Below are 16,276 nucleotides of genomic sequence, written 5' to 3' on the forward strand. Positions count from 1 at the left end.
GGAAGAGAACGCCAGGCCGACCCCCGGAGATGTCCGTGCACGACCTTCCCGGCACCCCTGCGAACGCGGTCCCGGCCTTCGGAGCCGATCCTCTGGTGCGGATCCGCGGGCTCGTCAAGCGGTTCGGCGGGACCCGTGCGCTGGACGGGGTCGACCTCGACGTCCGGGCCGGCAGCGTCCTCGCCCTGCTCGGCCCCAACGGTGCCGGGAAGTCCACGCTCATCAAGGTGCTCGCGGGGGTCCATCGTGCCGACGCGGGCTCGGTGACGGTGGCCGGGCACCCGCTCGGCAGTCGTGCCGCCGCCCGCGGCATGTCCTTCATCCACCAGGACCTCGGGCTCGTGGAGTGGATGACCGTCGCCGAGAACATCGCCCTGACCGCCGGATATCCGCGCCGCGCCGGGCTGATCTCCTGGCGGCGGACCCGGGAGCGCTGCGCCGAAGCCCTGGAGACGGTCGCCGGGCACCTCGATCCGGACACCCCGGTCGCCCGGCTCGGTCCCGCCGAGCGGTCGCTGGTCGCCGTGGGCCGGGCCCTGGCGGCCCGCGCGCGGCTCGTCGTGCTCGACGAGCCGACCGCCCGCCTGCCCGCCGCGGACTGCGCCCGGCTCTTCCGTGTGCTGCACACCCTGCGGGACCGGGGGCACGGCATCCTCTACGTCACCCACCGCATGGACGAGGTGTACCAGGTGGCCGACGCCTTCGCCGTCCTGCGCGACGGCCGACTCGTCAGCCACGGCCCGCTGGCGGACCACAGCCCCCAACAGCTGGTCCATGACATCGTCGGCGAGGAACACGACGGAGCGGCGGGGCTGGAGGAACCGGAGAGACGACGGGCCCGCCCGCCGCGTCCCGCGACCGCCTCAGGGGGCGGCCCTGCCGTGCTGGCCCTGCACGACGCGCGCACCGCCGGCACGGCCGCGGTCACCCTGGAGCTGAGGGCCGGGGAGGCACTGGGCCTGGTCGGTCTCTCGGGCGCCGGGCACCGGGAGCTGGGCCGTGCGCTGGCCGGGGCCCGGCCCCTCCTCGGCGGGCGGGTCCTGCTGGACGGCCGGCCCTACCGGCCCCGCACGGTCGCCGAAGCCGTCGCCGTCGGGGTCGGCCTCGTGCCCGGGGACAGACAGCGGGAGGGCTGTGCCATGGGGCTGACCGTGCGCGAGAACCTGCTGGCCAACCCCCGGGCGGGCGGTCCGCCCGCGCTGCGCTGGATCGGGCCCCGCCGGGAACGTGCCCGGACCGCGGAACTGATCGAACGGTTCGCGGTGCGCCCCCGCGACGGCGAGGCCCCGCTCGCCGCGCTGTCCGGCGGCAACCAGCAGAAGGTGCTGATCGGCCGGTGGCTCCGGGCTGACCTGCGCCTGCTGATCCTGGAGGAGCCGACCGCGAGCGTGGACGTCGGAGCCAAGGCCGCGGTCCACCGGCTGCTCGACGAGGCGCTGGCCGGCGGTCTCGCGGTCCTGCTCGTCTCGACGGACTTCGAGGAGGTGGCGGGCGTGTGCCGGCGCGCGCTGGTGTTCGTCCGCGGCCGCGTGGCCGGCGAGCTGAGCGGCGCGGACCTCACCGTCACGGGGCTCGCCCGGGCGGCCTCGGCTCTGCCGGCGCCCGGCCCGACCACGGACTCATGACGGCCCCGCCGCCCCCGGCCCCCCGCTCCCGGCCGCTGCGGCGGGGGCCGGCCTGGCATCTCGCGGGCGCCTACGGTCTGCTGGTCCTCACCGCGCTGCTCGTCCTGGTCTTCTCCCTCATGCTGCCGCGTACGTTCCCCACCCGGGACACCGTCGACTCGATCCTGTCCAACCAGTCGATCCCGGCCGTCCTCGCGCTCGCCGCCATGGTCCCGGTCGTGACCGGCTCCTTCGACCTCTCCCTCGGCTACGGTCTCGGCCTGGCCCACGTCATGGTGCTGCACCTCGTCGTCGACGCCGGATGGCCCTGGCCCTGGGCCTGCCTCGCGGTGATCGCCGGGGGCGGGGTGACGGGCCTGCTCAACGGGGTGGTCGTCGAGTTCGGCCGGATCGACTCCTTCATCGCCACCCTCGGGACCGGCAGCATGCTCTACGCCGTGACCGGCTGGATCACGGGCGGCGGCAGGATCGTCCCGGGCCCGCAGGGTCTGCCGACGGCCTTCACCGACCTCTACGACGCCACGTTCCTCGGCCTGCCGCTGCCCGCGTTCTACGTACTCGCCCTCGCCGCCGTCCTCTGGGTGATGCTGGAGCGACTGCCGTTCGGCCGGTGCCTGTACGTCATCGGGGCCAATCCACGCGCCGCCGAACTGGTCGGCATCCCGGTCCGCAGGTACACGGTCCACGCGTTCGCCGCGTCGGGGCTGATCGTCGGCTTCGCCGGGGTCCTGCTGGCGGCTCAGCAGCAGATCGGCAATCCCAGCGTCGGTCTCGACTACCTGCTGCCCGCGTTCGTCGGCGCCCTGCTCGGCTCCACCGCGATCAGGCCCGGCCGGCCCAACGCCCTGGGCACGCTCGTCGCCGTCGCCGTGCTCGCCGTCGGCCTCACCGGCATCGGGCAACTCGGCGCCGCGTTCTGGACGGTCCCCCTGTTCTACGGCGGCACGCTGCTGCTCGCGGTGGGCCTGGCCGGCTACTCCGCCCGCCGACTCCGCACCGGGGCCGACGCGGCCCACGACCCGCCGCCCGCGCCCAAGCCCGCACACGAACCCGGAAACGGCCCCCCGGACCCCCCGCCATGACCCGCACCAGGGCCCCCGGCTCCGAACCCGAACCCGAACCCCGCACCGAACCCGTACCTCGCACCCGCATCTCGCCCGACCCCGGATCCGGGCCCACGCCCGATTCCGAACCAGGCCCCGGCCCCGGCCGCCGCCCCTCCCCCGTACCCGCCGCCGCCCCCGGCCGTGCCCCGGTGGTCGTTCCGTCGCGAGGTGCTGTCCGGTGCCGCGTCGGTAAGGTCGGTGTCCGCCGGGGTGGGCGGGGCAGGTCCGTCGGTCTTGTGGTGGTGGCCGTGGCGGTCGCGCTGAGCGGCTGTCAGCGTGGTCCGTCGAACACCCCCGCGCCCGCCACCACCGGTCCGGGCGGCTGCCCCGCCGTCCTGGCCGGAGCACGGGCCGCCGTCGCGCGGGCGGAGCGGACCGACACCGTCTGGAACGGACCGACCACCGGGCCCGTCGCGGTGTCCGGCAGGACGCTCGTGTTCGTCGCGCAGACCATGACCAACCCCGGGGTCGCGGGCGTCGCCAACGGTCTGCGGGAGGCCGTGCGCGTGATCGGCTGGCAGGTCCGGGTGATCGACGGCGGCGGCAGCCCCGCCGGCATCCAGGCGGCCATGAGCGAGGCCGTGGCCCTGCGGCCCTCGGGCATCGTCATCGGCGGCTTCGACCCCGGCTCCACCTCCCGGCAGGTCGCCGCGGCGGGTGCGGCCGGCATCCCGCTCGTCGGCTGGCACGCGGTCGCCACCCCCGGCCCGAGCAGGCGGCCCGCGCTCTTCACCAACGTCACCACCCGGGTCGAGGACGTGGCCGGCATCACCGCGCAGTGGATCATCGCGCACTCCGGCGGCCGGGCCGGGGTCGTCCTGTTCACCGACGCCTCGGTCCCGTTCGCGAAGCGGAAGTCCGAGCTGATCAGGGCGAACCTCGCCGACTGCGCCGGAGTACGGCTGCTCGCGTACGAGAACATCCCGATCCCGGACGCGAGCAGCCGCACCCCGCGCGAGATCTCCTCCCTGCTCGCCCGCTTCCCGGACACCTGGACCCACTCCGCCGCCATCAACGACCTGTACTTCGCCGACGCCGCCCCCGCCTTCCGCGCGGCCGGCCGCAAGGGGGCGGGCCCGCCCTTCAACATCGGTGCCGGGGACGGCGATCCGTCCGCCTTCCAGCGCATCAACAGCCGGCAGTACCAGGCCGCCACCGTTCCCGAGCCGCTGTCGCAGCAGGGCTGGCAGATCACCGACGAGTTCAACCGCGCCTTCTCCGGTCGTCCGGCCAGCGGCTACGTCGCCCCGACCCATGTCTCGACGGCCGCCAACAGCGCCGGGGCCACGGCCTGGGACCCGCCGGGCTACCGTGAGGCGTACCGGAGGATCTGGGGCGGACGGGCCGCCCGCGGGCCGCGTCCCGCGCTTCCGCACCGAGTGAGCACCGAGTGAGCACCGACACCCGCGGCGCCCGGTGACGGGTCCGGCGAGGCTTCCCGCACCGCCCGGCCGGCCCTGGAGATCGGACGTCGGGATGCACGGTGTTGCGGGCGGGTACCCGGCCGTCGTCACGCGACACTGGGACGAGACGGCCGGCGAACAGGGCGGGGAGGCGAGCGTGGTGATCGCCGTCAATCCGACGGACAGCGGCTCGCTGCTCGCCGCCTTCGGCGCGTTGGGCGTCCTGGCGGTGATCTTCGCCGAGTCGGCGCTGCTGGTCTTCGGTTTCTTCCTGCCGGGGGACACGCTGCTCTTCCCGGCCGGTGTGCTGTGCGCGGCGACCGCGGACCGGCCGCCCCGGCTGGAGCTGTGGCAGGTGCTGGTGTGCGCGGCCGTCGGTGCGGTGGCGGGCGGGCAGGTCGGCTATCTGATCGGCCGGCACGGCGGGCGGCCGCTGCTGGCCCGGACCTCCCGGCGGCGGGTGCGGGAGAGCGCGGCCCGGGCGGAGCGGCTGCTGGCCCGCTACGGATACGGCAAGGCGCTGGTGATCGGCCGCTTCGTGCCGATGCTCCGGTCGGTGCTGCATCCGGCGGCCGGGGCGCTCGGGGTGCCGGTACGGCCGTTCACCCTCTGGCAGGCCGTCGGCGGAGTCCTCTGGTCGCAGAGCTTCGTCCTCGCCGGGTACGCCCTGGGCTCCTCGGTCTCCCACATCGACCGCTATCTGCTGCCGGTGGTCGGTGTGATCGTCGCACTGTCCCTGCTGCCGCTGTTGGCGGAGGCGCGCCGGGCACACCGCGACCGCTGACCCTGGCCGGGGTTCCGCGCGCGCCGCGGGCGGCCCCTTCGTAGCGGCTAGAAGGACACCGGTGGCACCAGGCGGCCGCGGGAGATGAGGGATGCCGCCTTCTTGAGGGGGCGGGCCCGCATGCTGACGCTGTAGCCGTCGATGCCCGAGGTGGCGGCGACACGGGTGGTCAGGTAGCGGTAGAAGTCGTCGGGGTCCCGGCTGACGACGCTGGCCAGCAGGTTGTACTCGCCGGTGACGGCCCCGACGAACGGGACCTCCTCGTGGCGGGCGAACTCCTCGCCGACCCGCTCCAGATGGGCGGGGGCCACGCGCAGCCACACGGTGGCGTTGAGGGGATAGCCCAGGTGTTCCGGCAGCAGTTCGACCTCGTATTCGAGGGTGCCGGAGCTCTCCAGCGACTCCAGCCGGCGGGCCACCCGGGCGGACGACCAGCCGGTGCGCTCGGCGAGCCGGGTGTGGGTGGTACGGCCGTCCTCGGCGAGGGCGTCGAGCAGCGGGGCGTCCTCGTCCGCGGGCGGCGGCGGGGGCGCGGGGGCGGGCGACGGCCGTTCGGCCGTGAGCAGCCGTACCGTCTCGGCGTCGAGGCTGTCGCCGTAGCCGGTCCACTCGGCAGTCCCGGGAGCGCCGTACTCGTGCAGGAGCAGATCGACGCTGACGTCCAGGACCGAGGCGGACTTCGGCAGCTGCCGGAACAGGGCGTCGTCGCGCTCCGTGTCGAGCGGCGAGCGGATCACGCAGAAGATCTCCGAACCGCCCGAGGCCAGATGGGCGTAGGCGATGTCGGGGCGCCGGGCCAGGGCGTCGGCGAGCGGGCCGACCCGGTCGGGGCGGCAGCGGACGCGGGCGACCCACTGCGCGGAGCCGTACACCCGGGGGTTGACGAGCCCCAGCACGCGCAGTGTGCCGCTGCGGCGCAGCGCCTGATAGCGGCGGGCCGCGGTCTGCTCGGACACGCCGGCCACCTCGCCGATCCGGCGGAACGGCAGCCGGGGGGCGCACTGGAGGGCGCGGAGGATCTTTCTGTCCACGATGTCGAGCATGGCGGAAGTCTGTCACGCGATCGCGGGTTCAATGGAGGTTTTTGCAGCCGGAAGGCCACTTGGTTGGTGGTTGTGGGTGTGCAGACCGGATGCTGTGCCGGCGGGTCTCCCCTCGGGAGCCCGCAGACACAGGCCACCGGACCCGCCGGTGGCCTTCGACCGCGGTGCGGTGCGCCGCGAAGGAGCATCTCCGTGAACGTCACGACACCGGCGAGCACGCCGGTCGAGCGGCGGGCGGCCACCATCGTCATGGCCTGCCTGGGCGTCTTCGTCGCCTATCTTCCGGTCACCACCGTCGCCGTGAGCCTGCCCGCGCTGCAGGCCGCGCTCAACGCCTCGACCGCCCAACTGTCCTGGGTGCAGGACGCGTTCGTACTGCCGATGGCCGCGTTCATCCTGACCGCGGGGGTCTTCGGGGACGTCCACGGGCGCAAGAAGGTGTTCCAGGCCGGTCTGCTGTTCTCGGCGGCGGGCGCCGTCACCGCCCTGTGCGCGCAGTCGATCGGGGTCGTCTGGGCCGGACAGGCCCTGGCCGGCGTCGGCGCGGCCGCGCTGCTGCCGACCACGCTGGCGCTGATCAGCCATGCGGTGCCGGACCACCGGGAGCGCGGCAAGTTCATCGGTGTCTGGGCCACCTGTCTGATGGCGGCCCTGGCGGTCGGCCCGCTGATCGCCGGTGTGGTCGTCCAGCACTTCTCCTGGCGCTGGGTCTATCTGCCGAGCGTTCCCGTCGCGCTGCTGGCGGTCGCCGTCGCGGCCCGTGCGGCTGCCCGACTCCCGGGCGCCGCACGGGCGCCGCCTGGACTGGCCCGGCCAGCTGACCGCCACGCTCGCGGTCACCGCGCTGGTGTACGGCGTGATCGAGGGCGGGGCGGACTCGTTCACGGACGTCAAGGTGATGGTGGCGCTGTTCACGGCCGTGGTCGCCGGTGCCGCGTTCGTGCTGGTGGAGCGGCGCAGCGACAGCCCGATGCTGGACCTGAGCCTGTTCCGCAGCCCGGCGTTCACCGCCACCACGCTGGTCGCGATGACCAGCTTCCTGGCGCTCATCGGGTTCTTCTTCGTGCTCAGCCTCTACTTCGGCATGGTGCAGCGGCTCGACACCATGGCGGCCGCGTGGCGGCTGCTGGCGGTCACCGGGGCGGCCCTGCTGGTCGGCGGGCCGGCCGGGCGGCTGATGCACCGGATATCGGCACGGGTGATGATCACCGGCGGTCTGCTGCTGGTCGCCGCCGCCCAGTTCGCACTGACCGGCCTGGCCGCCGACACCTCGTTCGCCTCGGTGGCCTGGCGGCTCGCGCTGCTGGGCCTCGGCATGGGCTTCGTCATGACGCCGATGACCGCGACCGCGGTGGCCTCCGTGCCGTACCAGCTGGCCGGCATGGCCGCCGCCGGCAACAACGCCTTCCGTCAGGTCGGCGGCGCGCTCGGCCCGGCCGTCCTGGGCGCGCTGCTCACCACCCGGGCGCTCGACGCGCTGCCGGGCCGGCTCACCGACGCCGGGGTCACCGGCGCCACGCAGGAGCAGGTCGTCTCGGTCGCACGGGCGGAAGGCCTGGGCGCGGTCGCCGGGCTGGACCTGGGCGCGCGGACCGGGCAGACGATGGGTGCGCTCGGCGACTCCTTCCTGGACGGAATGCGCCTGTGCCTGATCACCGCGGGCAGCCTGACGCTGCTGGCCGCCCTGGTCGCGGCGGTCCTGCTGCGCACGCCCCGGCAGCGGCCGACGCTCCGGGCGGCGGGACGCACCACGGCCGGGAAGGCCTCGGCCACCCAGGACGCCTGACGGCGGCGCCGGGTCAGCGCACCAGGCAGGGCCGTCTGGCGTCGAAGCTCCAGCCCTCCACGAGGTACCGCATCCCGGCCGCGTCGTCCCGACCCGCGCCGAGGCCCTGCTCCTCGTGGAGGGTGTGGGCCGCCAGCAGCCGGTCCATGTCGAGACGGACGCCCAGGCCGGGGGTGTCGGTCACCGCCACCTCGCCGCCGGTGATCCGCGGCGGTTCCACGGTGAGGCGCTCCTGTCCCTCCTGCCAGATCCAGTGGGTGTCCAGGGCGTTGTAGTCGCCGGGGGCCGCGGCACCGCAGTGGGCCATCATGGCCAGCGAGATGTCGAAGTGGTTGTTGGAGTGGCAGCCCCAGGTCAGCCCCGTCTCGTGGCAGAGCTGGGCCACCCGCACCGATCCGCGCATGGTCCAGAAGTGCGGGTCCGCGAGCGGGATCGACACCGACTGCAGGGCGAGGGCGTGGGTGAGCTGCCGCCAGTCGGTGGCGATCATGTTGGTCGCGGTGGGCAGTCCGGTGGCCCGGCGGAACTCGGCGAGGATCTCGCGCCCGGAGTAGCCGTCCTCGGCCCCGCAGGGGTCCTCGGCGTAGGCGAGGGTGCCGACCAGCGGCCGGCACAGCTCGACGGCCTCGCGCAGGGACCAGGCGCCGTTGGGGTCGAGGGTGATCCGGGCCTCGGGAAAGCGTTGCTTGAGGGCCTGTACGGCCTTGACCTCCTCGGCGCCCGCCAGGACCCCGCCCTTGAGCTTGAAGTCACGGAAGCCGTAGTGGTCGTAGGCCGCCTCGGCCTGCCGGACGATCGACTCCGGGGTGAGGGCCTCCTCGCGGCGGATCCGGTACCACGCCACGTCCGCTTCGGGTTCGCGGAGGTAGTCCAGGTCGGTGCGGTCGGGGTCGCCGACGTGGAAGAGGTAGCCGAGGACGCGTACCGAGTCGCGCTGCTTGCCGTCGCCGAGCAGGGCGGCGACGGGCACGTCCAGGTGCTGGCCGAGCAGGTCGAGCAGGGCGGACTCGACGGCGGTCACGGCGTGCACGGTGGTGCGCAGGTCGAAGGTCTGCTCCCCGCGGCCGCCCGCGTCCCGCCCGCCGAACTCCTCCCCCATGGCCCGCAGCACCCGCTGGTGGTCGCCCAGCCGGGAGCCGACGACCAGCGGTTCGGCATCCCGCAGGGTCCGGGTGATCGCCTCCCCGCCGGGCACCTCGCCGAGCCCGGTCCGGCCCTCGGAGTCCTCGACGACCACCACGTTGCGGGTGAAGTACGGGGCGTGCGCACCGGAGAGGTTGAGCAGCATGGAGTCCCGGCCCGCTACCGGGTAGACGGAGAAACGGGTGACGAAGGGCTGGCTCATACGGAGACAGTATCTACATATGAAGACGATGGCCAGGGATCGGAACCACTGCGGATCCGGACGGGGCTACTCCCGGCCGCCCGGAGTGACCAGCCCCGTCTCGTAGGCGACGACCACCGCCTGGGCGCGGTCGCGCAGGGAGAGTTTGCCGAGGACGCGGGAGACATGGGTCTTGACGGTCGCCTCGGAGAGGTGGAGGTGGGCGGCCATCTCGGCATTGGACAGGCCCTGGGCGAGCAGGCGCAGGACGTCGAGTTCGCGGGGGGTGAGACGGGCCAGGTCGCGGTGGAGGGCGGCGCTGTCGGCACCGGACCGGGCGAACCGTTCGACGAGGCGGCGGGTGATGGCGGGCGCCAGCAGCGCGTCGCCGGAGCGGACCGTGCGGACGGCGGCCGTCAGGTGTTCGGGGGTGACGTCCTTGAGCAGAAAGCCGCTGGCCCCGGCGGACAGCGCCGCGTACACGTACCGGTCGAGGTCGAAGGTGGTCAGCATCAGGATGCGCGGCGGGTCGGGGGCGGCGAGGATCCGGCGGGCCGCCTCCAGGCCGTCGAGCCCGGGCATCCGGATGTCCATCAGGACGACGTCGGGCCGGGTGCGCCGTACCGCTTCCACGGCTTCCTGGCCGTCGGTGGCCTCGGCGACGACCTCGATGCCGTCGGCCGCGAGGATCAGCCGGAAGCCGGTGCGGACCAGGGCCTGGTCGTCCGCGACGACGACCCGGGGCGGAACGGCCGGTGAACTCACGTGCGCTCCAAGGGGATCAGGGCCCGCACCCGGTAACCGCCCAGCGGACGCGGCCCGTTGGCCAGGGTGCCTCCGTACACGGCGAGCCGCTCGCGCAGTCCGATCAGTCCGCGCCCGTTGCCCGTCGCGGCGGCCGACCCGGAGGTGCCCCCGGAGTCGGTGACCTCGACGCGCAGTTCGTCCTTGCCGTAGTCGACGCACACGACGGCGCGCGAACCGGACGCGTGCTTCAGGGCGTTGGTCAGTGCTTCCTGCACCACACGGTAGGCGGTCAGCTCGACCCCGCCGGGCAGCGGCCGGACCGCTCCGGAGACCGACAGCTCGACGGGGGTACCGGTGCCCCGGGCCCGTTCGACCAGCGGGCCGAGCCGCTCCAGACCCGGCTGCGGCTCCAGCTCCGTCTCCTCGGGGTCGTCCATCGTGAGCAGCCCCATCACCTGCCGCAGCTCCCCCATCGCCGTACGGCCGCCCTCCTCCACCGCGAGCAGCGCCTCACGGGCCCGCTCGGGTGAACTGTCCATGATCTTACGGGCGGCACCGGCCTGGATGACCATCACGCTCACGTTGTGCGTCACGACGTCGTGCAACTCCCGGGCGATCCTTGCCCGTTCGTGCTCCACGGCGCTGCGCAGCGCCTCGGCCTGCCGTCGCTCCACCTCCGCCAGCCGCAGCCGGCTCTCGCCCGCCCGGACCTTCCAGGTGCGCAGTCCGAGGGTGGCCATGACCAGCGGCGCGGCGATGAGCAGGGGCACGTACTGGGTGGGGACGGTGGGTTCGACGCCGAAGGGGGTGTGCGGGACCGACCTCCCGATCGTGACGGTGACCAGCACGGCCAGGGCGAGCGTGGCCGTCGCCGCCATCCGGTGGGGGCTGTAGGCGGCCGCGCTGTAGGCGGCGATGACACAGGCGTAGAAGGTGAGCCGGGTGACGTCGCCGGGAGTGAGCATGTTCGCCGCCAGCACGATCCAGAGCACGGCCAGCGGGTAGCGGCGGCGCCAGGCGAGCGGCACGGAGGCGAGGGCCGCCAGACAGACCAGGACCGTCATGCGGTGCCGCCCGGTCGGCCCGTCCGGGTCAGCCGCGTACTGAATCTCGGAGACGAGGACGAGCAGGGCGAGGCCGGTGTCGAAGAGCCGCCCGCGCGCGGTCTGTTCGGGCGCGGGACCGCCCGGCCCGGCCGGCGCGCGCAGTCGTGACAGCAGGCCGGACACCCAGGTCGTCGTCATCGCCCCATTCTCGGCGTCCCGCGGCTCCCGGGCATCCCTCCTCCGACTACATCTCAAGGATGACCCGGCGCCCCGTACCTCCGGCACGGTACGGGGATTACCCCCGGCGGCCGTCGTACCCGGCCCGGCGCGTTCCCTAGCGTCGGCGGCCACCGAGGGACGGAGACCCACCGATGACCACACCGCTGATCGAACTACGGGACGTGACCCGGCGTTACGACGCCGGACCGCCCGCGCTGCTGGACGTGACCCTGACCGTGGCCCCCGGGGAGGCGGTGGCCGTGCTGGGGCCTTCCGGGAGCGGCAAGTCGACGCTGCTGAACCTGATCGCGGGTCTGGACCGGCCGGACGAGGGCACGGTGACCGTGGACGGCGTCCGGGTGGACGGGCTGGGCGAGTCGGGCGCGGCCCGTTACCGGCGGGCGGGCGTCGGGATGGTGTTCCAGTTCTTCAACCTGCTGGACGACCTGACCGTCGCCGACAACGTGGCGCTGCCCGCCCAACTGGCCGGAACGGGACGGCGGGAGGCCGCCCGCCGGGCCGCGGAGCTGCTGGACTCGCTGGGCATCGCGGCACAGGCCAGCGCGTATCCCGGCCGGCTGTCCGGCGGTGAACGGCAACGCGTCGCGGTGGCACGGGCGTTGATGAACCGCCCGGCGCTGCTGCTGGCCGACGAACCGACCGGCGCCCTGGACTCCGCGTCCGGCGCCGACGTCGCCCGGCTGCTCCAGGAGCTGAACGCCGACGGCCAGACCCTCGTCCTGGTCACCCACGACCACGACCTGGCCAGGGCCTGCACCCGGCGCACGGTCCACCTCGCCGACGGCCGGATCACCGCCGACGTCACGACGGAGGCGGTCCGATGAGCGTCCTGTTCCGGGTGGTCCGCTCGGGCATGACCCGGCGCCGAACCCAGACCCTCGTCATCACCCTGGCCACGCTGCTGGCGGTGACCGCGTCCGTGCTGGCCGGGGCGTTGCTGGTGGCCTCCCGGGCACCCTTCGACCATGCCTTCGCCCGCCAGCGGGGCGCCCAGCTCACCGCGCAGTTCGACGCGCGCCGGGCCACCACGGCCCAGGTCGCGGCCTCCGCGCGCGCGTCCGGGGTGACGGGATCGTCGGGCCCGTTCCCGACGACGACCGTCACGCCGGCGGCGCTGGGCACGCTGTCGGTCGTCGGGCGCGCCGATCCCGGCGGGGCGGTGGACCGGCTCACGGTGGCCCAGGGCCGGTGGGCGCGCCGGACCGGCGAGATCGTGCTCGCGGTGGACCCGGAAGGACCGCCCGTACGGCTCGGGCGACAGCTCGACTTCCCCGGCCTGCCCGGCGGTCCGACGCTCACCGTGGTCGGCACCGCCCGCTCGGTGAGCCGTACCGCCGACGCCTGGGTGGTGCCCGCGCAGATCGCCGGACTCACCCGGTCCGGCCGGGCCGACAGCTACCAGATGCTGTACCGCTTCGCCCACGCGGCCACCGACGCCCAGGTCGCCCGGGACCGTGCGGCGCTGGCGGCGGCCGTGCCGAAGGGCGCCTTCTCGGGAGCCCGGTCCTGGCTCTCCGTACGCCTGTTCGCGACCCGGGAGACCGCCCTGTACGTGCCGTTCCTGGTCGCCTTCGGGGTGCTGGGCCTGGTGATGTCGGCGCTGGTCGTCGGGAACGTGGTGGCCGGTTCGGTGGGCACCGGGCTGCGGCGGATCGGCGTCCTCAAGGCGGTCGGCTGTACTCCGGGGCAGGTCGTCCGGGCCTATGTGGCGCAGGCGCTGGTGCCGGCCGCGATCGGCACCGGACTGGGCCTGGCCGCCGGGCACCTGCTGGCCGCACCGCTGCTGGCGGACACCTCGGCCGTGTACGGGTCGGTCGGGCTCGGGGTCTCCGCCGGGGTCGACCTGGCGGTCGTGGGCGGGGTGCTCGGCGTGGTGGCCGGCACGGCGTGGCTGAGTGCCTGGCGGGCCGGGCGGCTGCGCACGGTCGACGCGCTGGCCGTGGGCCGGACCCCGGTGACGGGCCGGGGCCGCGGGGCGGCCCGGCTGGCGGCCCGGCTGCCGGTGCCACGGCCGGTGGGTCTCGGCCTGGCCCGGCCCTTCCACCGGCCCGCCCGCGCCGCCTCGATGGTCGCGGCGGTCGTCTTCGGTACGGCCGCGGTCACCTTCGCCACCGGGATGGCCGCTTCCCTGGGCGAGGTGATCACGGCCAAGAACCACAACGCGGCCGACGTGACCGTGAGCGCCGAACGGCCGGGAGAGCCGGGGCCCGTCCCCCCGGAGGCCACCCGGGTGACGGCGGCCGAGGCAGCCGCCGTGCGGGCCGCGATCGCCGCCCGGCCGGGCACCCGCGACCAGTACGGCAGCGTCACCGCCGAGGCCCGGGTCGCCGGGGTGACGGGGAGCGTGCCGGTGATCGCCTACGCCGGCGACGCCTCCTGGGGCGGGTTCGTGATGGTGTCGGGGCGCTGGGTCCGGACGGCGGGCGAGGCGGTGGTGGCGAGCCCGTTCCTGACCGCGAGCGGGACCGAGGTGGGCGACACGGTCACCCTCACCGTGAACGGCTCGCCGGTGCGGATCCGGATCGTCGGCGAGGTCTTCGACGTCGGCCAGCAAGGCCTCCGGGTGTTCACGGACCTCTCGACGCTCCGCACCGCCGACCCGGACCTGCACCCGACCGACCACTCCGTGCGGCTCACCCGGGGCACCGACGTCGCCGGGTACGTGAAACACCTGAACGCGGTCCTGAAGCCGCTCGGCGTCTCGGCCACCGACACCAAGTCGGTCAACGGCAGCGACGGTGCGGTCGCCCTCGACACGCTGGCGGCGACGCTCACCCTGATCCTGACGGCGGTGGCCGGACTCGGAGTGCTGGGCGGGGTCGTCCTCGACACCCATGAGCGCATCCGCGACCTGGGCATCCACAAGGCGCTCGGGATGACACCCCGGCAGACGGTGACGCTGGTGATCGCCTCCGTGGTCCTGCCGGGGCTGGCGGGTGGGGCACTCGGCGTCCCGCTGGGCCTCGCCGTGCACGGCGTGGTCATGCCCGCCATGGGTGACAGCGCCGGACTGCGCCTGCCCGACGTGGTCCTCGACGTCTACCGGGCACCCGAACTGCTCCTCCTCACCCTGAGCGGCACGGCGCTCGCGATCCTCGGCGCACTGCTCCCGGCGGGCTGGGCGGCCCGGGTCCGGACGGCGACCGCGCTGCGCACCGAGTAGTCCGACGACCGGTTCTGGACGCGCCGGTGACGAGGCATGAGACTGAGGGGGTCCGCCGCCCCGGCCCCAGGAGGGTGACCATGGCCGACACGACAGCGACGCCTCCGCGCGTCGAACTCACCCCGCAGGCCGCCGAGCTGGTGCGCCGGCTGCACGCCGAGCACGGCCCGCTGATGTTCCACCAGTCCGGCGGCTGCTGCGACGGCAGCGCGCCCATGTGCTACCCGGACGGCGAGTTCCGCACCGGCGGCTCGGACGTGCTGCTGGCCGAGCTGGCGGTGGACGGGGTCGAGCAGCCGGTCACCTTCTGGATGTCCCGCAGCCAGTACGAGGTGTGGAGCCACACCCGGCTGATCGTGGACGTGGTACCCGGACGAGGGAGCGGCTTCTCCCTGGAAGCACCCGAGGGGGTGCGTTTTCTCACCCGTTCTCGCGTAGTCGACGGCTAGCGGCCCCACCGGTCACACACGTCTGCTGCACTTCCCCTGATTCCCGAGCAACTTGACGAGACATCAGGGGGAGCGATGACGCGTCGTCAGAGGCGGTTCGCGGCGACCACCCGACATCTGTGCACGATTCTCACGACGTCCGGCCTGCTGGCCGGTGCGGCCCTCACCGGGGCGGCACCGGCCGACGCCGTGTCGCGCGCCGCCGGGCGGATCGCGTCCGGCGTCGCCTACCGGCAGTTCGACGTCCCGGCGGCCAAGGGCACGGTCCACGCCCATCTGCTGACCGTCGACCTGACCGACCCGCACGTGCAGGTGGACCTGCTCTCGCCGGGCGCGGTGGCGGCCCGGTCGCGGGTGTCCACAATGGCGGCCGCGGCGGGCGCGGTCGCGGGCGTGAACGGCGACTTCTTCAACATCACCGAGACCCAGCACCCGGGCGTCGAGGCGACGGGAGCGAGCGTCGGCCCGGCGATCGCGCAGGGCAGGGTGCTCAAGTCGGCGGTGCCGACGGCCCAGCGGTTCGGGCCGGCACTGCCGCCGGACACCGACACCACCGACGTCTTCGGCGTCGGCGTGGACCGCCGGGCCCGGCTGGACCGGCTGACACTGGCCGGCTCGGTCCGCACCCCCGACGCCACCCTCACGCTGCGGGGGCTCAACCAGTACGCGCTGGCGCAGGGTTCCGTCGGCGCCTACACCGCCGCCTGGGGCAGGACCTCCCGCAAGCGGGCCACCTGCGGTTCGGACACCGACCGGGCCGCCGGGTGCAGCAGGGACACCTACGAGGTGCGGATCCGCGCCGGGAGGGTCGTCGCCTCGTCGGCCACCCCGGGCAGCGGTGCGATCGCCGCGGGTACGACCGTCCTGCTGGGCCGGGAGGCGGGCGCGGACAGGCTGCGCGCCCTCGCCAAGGGCGAACGGGTCTCGGTGCGTGAGCACCTGGTGGCGTCCGCCACCAGGATCCCGTACCGCTTCGCGGTCGGCGGTTATCCGGTGCTGCGCGACGGCAGGCCGCTGCCCGGGCTGAACGACAGCACCTCGGCCGTACGCACGGCTGTCGGCTACGCGAACGGCGGGCACCGGCTTCTGCTGCTGGCGCTGGACGGCGCGGCGGCCTACCGCAGCGGTATGACCATCGCCGAAGTGGCTTCGGAGATGCGGCGGTTGGGGGCGGCGGACGCGTTCAGCCTGGACGGAGGCGGCTCCACGACGATGGTGGCCCGCACCGCGGGGGCGAAGGCGGTGAGTGTGCTCAACCACCCGACCGACAGCCCGGAGCGCGCCGTGGCGAACGGGATCGGGGTCTTCTGGAAACCCTGAGCGGGCCGCTCAGGGTTTCAGACTGCTGACCAGGTCGGCAGTCGTGGTGAGCCCGCTGCTGATGGTGGGCGCCATGCTGGTGCTGGCCAGGAAGAACCCGAACAGCATGCAGACCAGGGCGTGCGAGATCTTCAGGGAGCCCTGGCGCATGAAGATCACGGCCAGCAGCAGAAGCAGCAGCACCACAGAGATGGAAACGGCCATCGCGAACCTCCTCCGCCACGCCCGTTTCGGGGCGTT

13 protein-coding genes and 1 pseudogene are annotated in these 16,276 nt (G+C 74.2%); 9 read left to right on the top strand and 5 right to left on the bottom strand.

The genetic code is table 11. The features are described 5' to 3' along the window. The first annotated feature begins 29 nt into the window (after positions 1 to 29). The 4 genes from IEZ11_RS37850 (at position 30) to IEZ11_RS37865 (ending at position 4,918) form a co-directional block, all read left to right on the top strand. A complete protein-coding gene (locus IEZ11_RS37850; protein WP_189267535.1) occupies positions 30 to 1,625 on the top strand; it encodes a sugar ABC transporter ATP-binding protein in 1,596 nt (531 codons plus the stop codon). Beyond that, positions 1,622 to 2,707 carry an ABC transporter permease gene (locus tag IEZ11_RS37855; RefSeq protein ID WP_189267536.1) on the top strand — a complete coding sequence of 362 codons (1,086 nt, stop codon included), beginning with the start codon at positions 1,622 to 1,624 and terminating at the stop codon, positions 2,705 to 2,707. The genes IEZ11_RS37850 and IEZ11_RS37855 overlap by 4 nt, the downstream gene beginning before the upstream one ends. A gap of 266 nt (positions 2,708 to 2,973) precedes the next feature. Continuing rightward, the gene (locus tag IEZ11_RS37860) at positions 2,974 to 4,125 is read left to right on the top strand and encodes a substrate-binding domain-containing protein (RefSeq protein ID WP_189267593.1); all 1,152 of its coding nucleotides are present in this window, start codon (positions 2,974 to 2,976) and stop codon (positions 4,123 to 4,125) included. 169 nt (positions 4,126 to 4,294) lie between these two features. Continuing rightward, positions 4,295 to 4,918 (top strand): DedA family protein, encoded by a 624-nt coding sequence (locus IEZ11_RS37865; protein ID WP_189267594.1) that lies wholly within the window; start codon positions 4,295 to 4,297, stop codon positions 4,916 to 4,918. 47 nt (positions 4,919 to 4,965) lie between these two features. On the opposite strand, the gene IEZ11_RS37870 is transcribed toward IEZ11_RS37865, so the two are convergent. After that, positions 4,966 to 5,961 carry an Lrp/AsnC family transcriptional regulator gene (locus IEZ11_RS37870; protein WP_189267537.1) on the bottom strand — a complete coding sequence of 332 codons (996 nt, stop codon included), beginning with the start codon at positions 5,959 to 5,961 and terminating at the stop codon, positions 4,966 to 4,968. A gap of 192 nt (positions 5,962 to 6,153) precedes the next feature. On the opposite strand from IEZ11_RS37870, the pseudogene IEZ11_RS37875 reads away from it, so the two are divergent. Continuing rightward, a pseudogene (locus IEZ11_RS37875) lies at positions 6,154 to 7,747 on the top strand (MFS transporter). A gap of 13 nt (positions 7,748 to 7,760) precedes the next feature. On the opposite strand, the gene IEZ11_RS37880 reads toward IEZ11_RS37875, so the two are convergent. From IEZ11_RS37880 to IEZ11_RS37890, 3 genes are all read right to left on the bottom strand, one after another. Beyond that, on the bottom strand, positions 7,761 to 9,092 hold the full coding sequence (locus IEZ11_RS37880) for an enolase C-terminal domain-like protein (protein WP_189267538.1): 1,332 nt from the start codon (positions 9,090 to 9,092) through the stop codon (positions 7,761 to 7,763). A 66-nt stretch (positions 9,093 to 9,158) separates the two neighbouring features. Next, positions 9,159 to 9,836, bottom strand: coding sequence for a response regulator (locus tag IEZ11_RS37885; protein WP_189267539.1), 678 nt, complete (start codon positions 9,834 to 9,836; stop codon positions 9,159 to 9,161). After that, entirely contained in the window at positions 9,833 to 11,062 is a 1,230-nt protein-coding gene (locus IEZ11_RS37890) for a sensor histidine kinase (protein WP_189267540.1), read from the bottom strand. The genes IEZ11_RS37885 and IEZ11_RS37890 overlap by 4 nt, the downstream gene beginning before the upstream one ends. A gap of 173 nt (positions 11,063 to 11,235) precedes the next feature. Between IEZ11_RS37890 and IEZ11_RS37895 the strand changes: the two genes are divergently transcribed. From IEZ11_RS37895 to IEZ11_RS37910, 4 genes are all read left to right on the top strand, one after another. Next, a complete protein-coding gene (locus IEZ11_RS37895; RefSeq protein ID WP_189267541.1) occupies positions 11,236 to 11,928 on the top strand; it encodes an ABC transporter ATP-binding protein in 693 nt (230 codons plus the stop codon). Then, positions 11,925 to 14,267 (top strand): FtsX-like permease family protein, encoded by a 2,343-nt coding sequence (locus tag IEZ11_RS37900; RefSeq protein WP_189267542.1) that lies wholly within the window; start codon positions 11,925 to 11,927, stop codon positions 14,265 to 14,267. The genes IEZ11_RS37895 and IEZ11_RS37900 overlap by 4 nt, the downstream gene beginning before the upstream one ends. An 80-nt stretch (positions 14,268 to 14,347) precedes the next feature. Further along, positions 14,348 to 14,716 (top strand): DUF779 domain-containing protein, encoded by a 369-nt coding sequence (locus tag IEZ11_RS37905; RefSeq protein ID WP_189267543.1) that lies wholly within the window; start codon positions 14,348 to 14,350, stop codon positions 14,714 to 14,716. Between the two features lie 75 nt (positions 14,717 to 14,791). Continuing rightward, entirely contained in the window at positions 14,792 to 16,036 is a 1,245-nt protein-coding gene (locus tag IEZ11_RS37910; protein ID WP_189267544.1) for a phosphodiester glycosidase family protein, read from the top strand. A gap of 9 nt (positions 16,037 to 16,045) precedes the next feature. Here the strand turns inward: IEZ11_RS37910 and IEZ11_RS37915 are convergent, their stop codons facing one another. Next, positions 16,046 to 16,240 carry a hypothetical protein gene (locus IEZ11_RS37915; protein WP_189267545.1) on the bottom strand — a complete coding sequence of 65 codons (195 nt, stop codon included), beginning with the start codon at positions 16,238 to 16,240 and terminating at the stop codon, positions 16,046 to 16,048. Between the last annotated feature and the right edge of the window lie 36 nt (positions 16,241 to 16,276).

Origin of the sequence: Streptomyces fuscichromogenes (assembly GCF_014645815.1) — a bacterium.
GTDB classification, from domain to species: domain Bacteria; phylum Actinomycetota; class Actinomycetes; order Streptomycetales; family Streptomycetaceae; genus Streptomyces; species Streptomyces fuscichromogenes.

Coding starts and splice junctions, on each gene's coding strand:
- IEZ11_RS37905 (WP_189267543.1), top strand. CDS start 14,348: ATGGCCGACACGACAGCGACGCCTCCGCGCGTCGAACTCACCCCGCAG.
- IEZ11_RS37850 (WP_189267535.1), top strand. CDS start 30: ATGTCCGTGCACGACCTTCCCGGCACCCCTGCGAACGCGGTCCCGGCC.
- IEZ11_RS37895 (WP_189267541.1), top strand. CDS start 11,236: ATGACCACACCGCTGATCGAACTACGGGACGTGACCCGGCGTTACGAC.
- IEZ11_RS37855 (WP_189267536.1), top strand. CDS start 1,622: ATGACGGCCCCGCCGCCCCCGGCCCCCCGCTCCCGGCCGCTGCGGCGG.
- IEZ11_RS37900 (WP_189267542.1), top strand. CDS start 11,925: ATGAGCGTCCTGTTCCGGGTGGTCCGCTCGGGCATGACCCGGCGCCGA.
- IEZ11_RS37910 (WP_189267544.1), top strand. CDS start 14,792: ATGACGCGTCGTCAGAGGCGGTTCGCGGCGACCACCCGACATCTGTGC.
- IEZ11_RS37880 (WP_189267538.1), bottom strand. CDS start 9,092: ATGAGCCAGCCCTTCGTCACCCGTTTCTCCGTCTACCCGGTAGCGGGC.
- IEZ11_RS37890 (WP_189267540.1), bottom strand. CDS start 11,062: ATGACGACGACCTGGGTGTCCGGCCTGCTGTCACGACTGCGCGCGCCG.
- IEZ11_RS37915 (WP_189267545.1), bottom strand. CDS start 16,240: ATGGCCGTTTCCATCTCTGTGGTGCTGCTGCTTCTGCTGCTGGCCGTG.
- IEZ11_RS37870 (WP_189267537.1), bottom strand. CDS start 5,961: ATGCTCGACATCGTGGACAGAAAGATCCTCCGCGCCCTCCAGTGCGCC.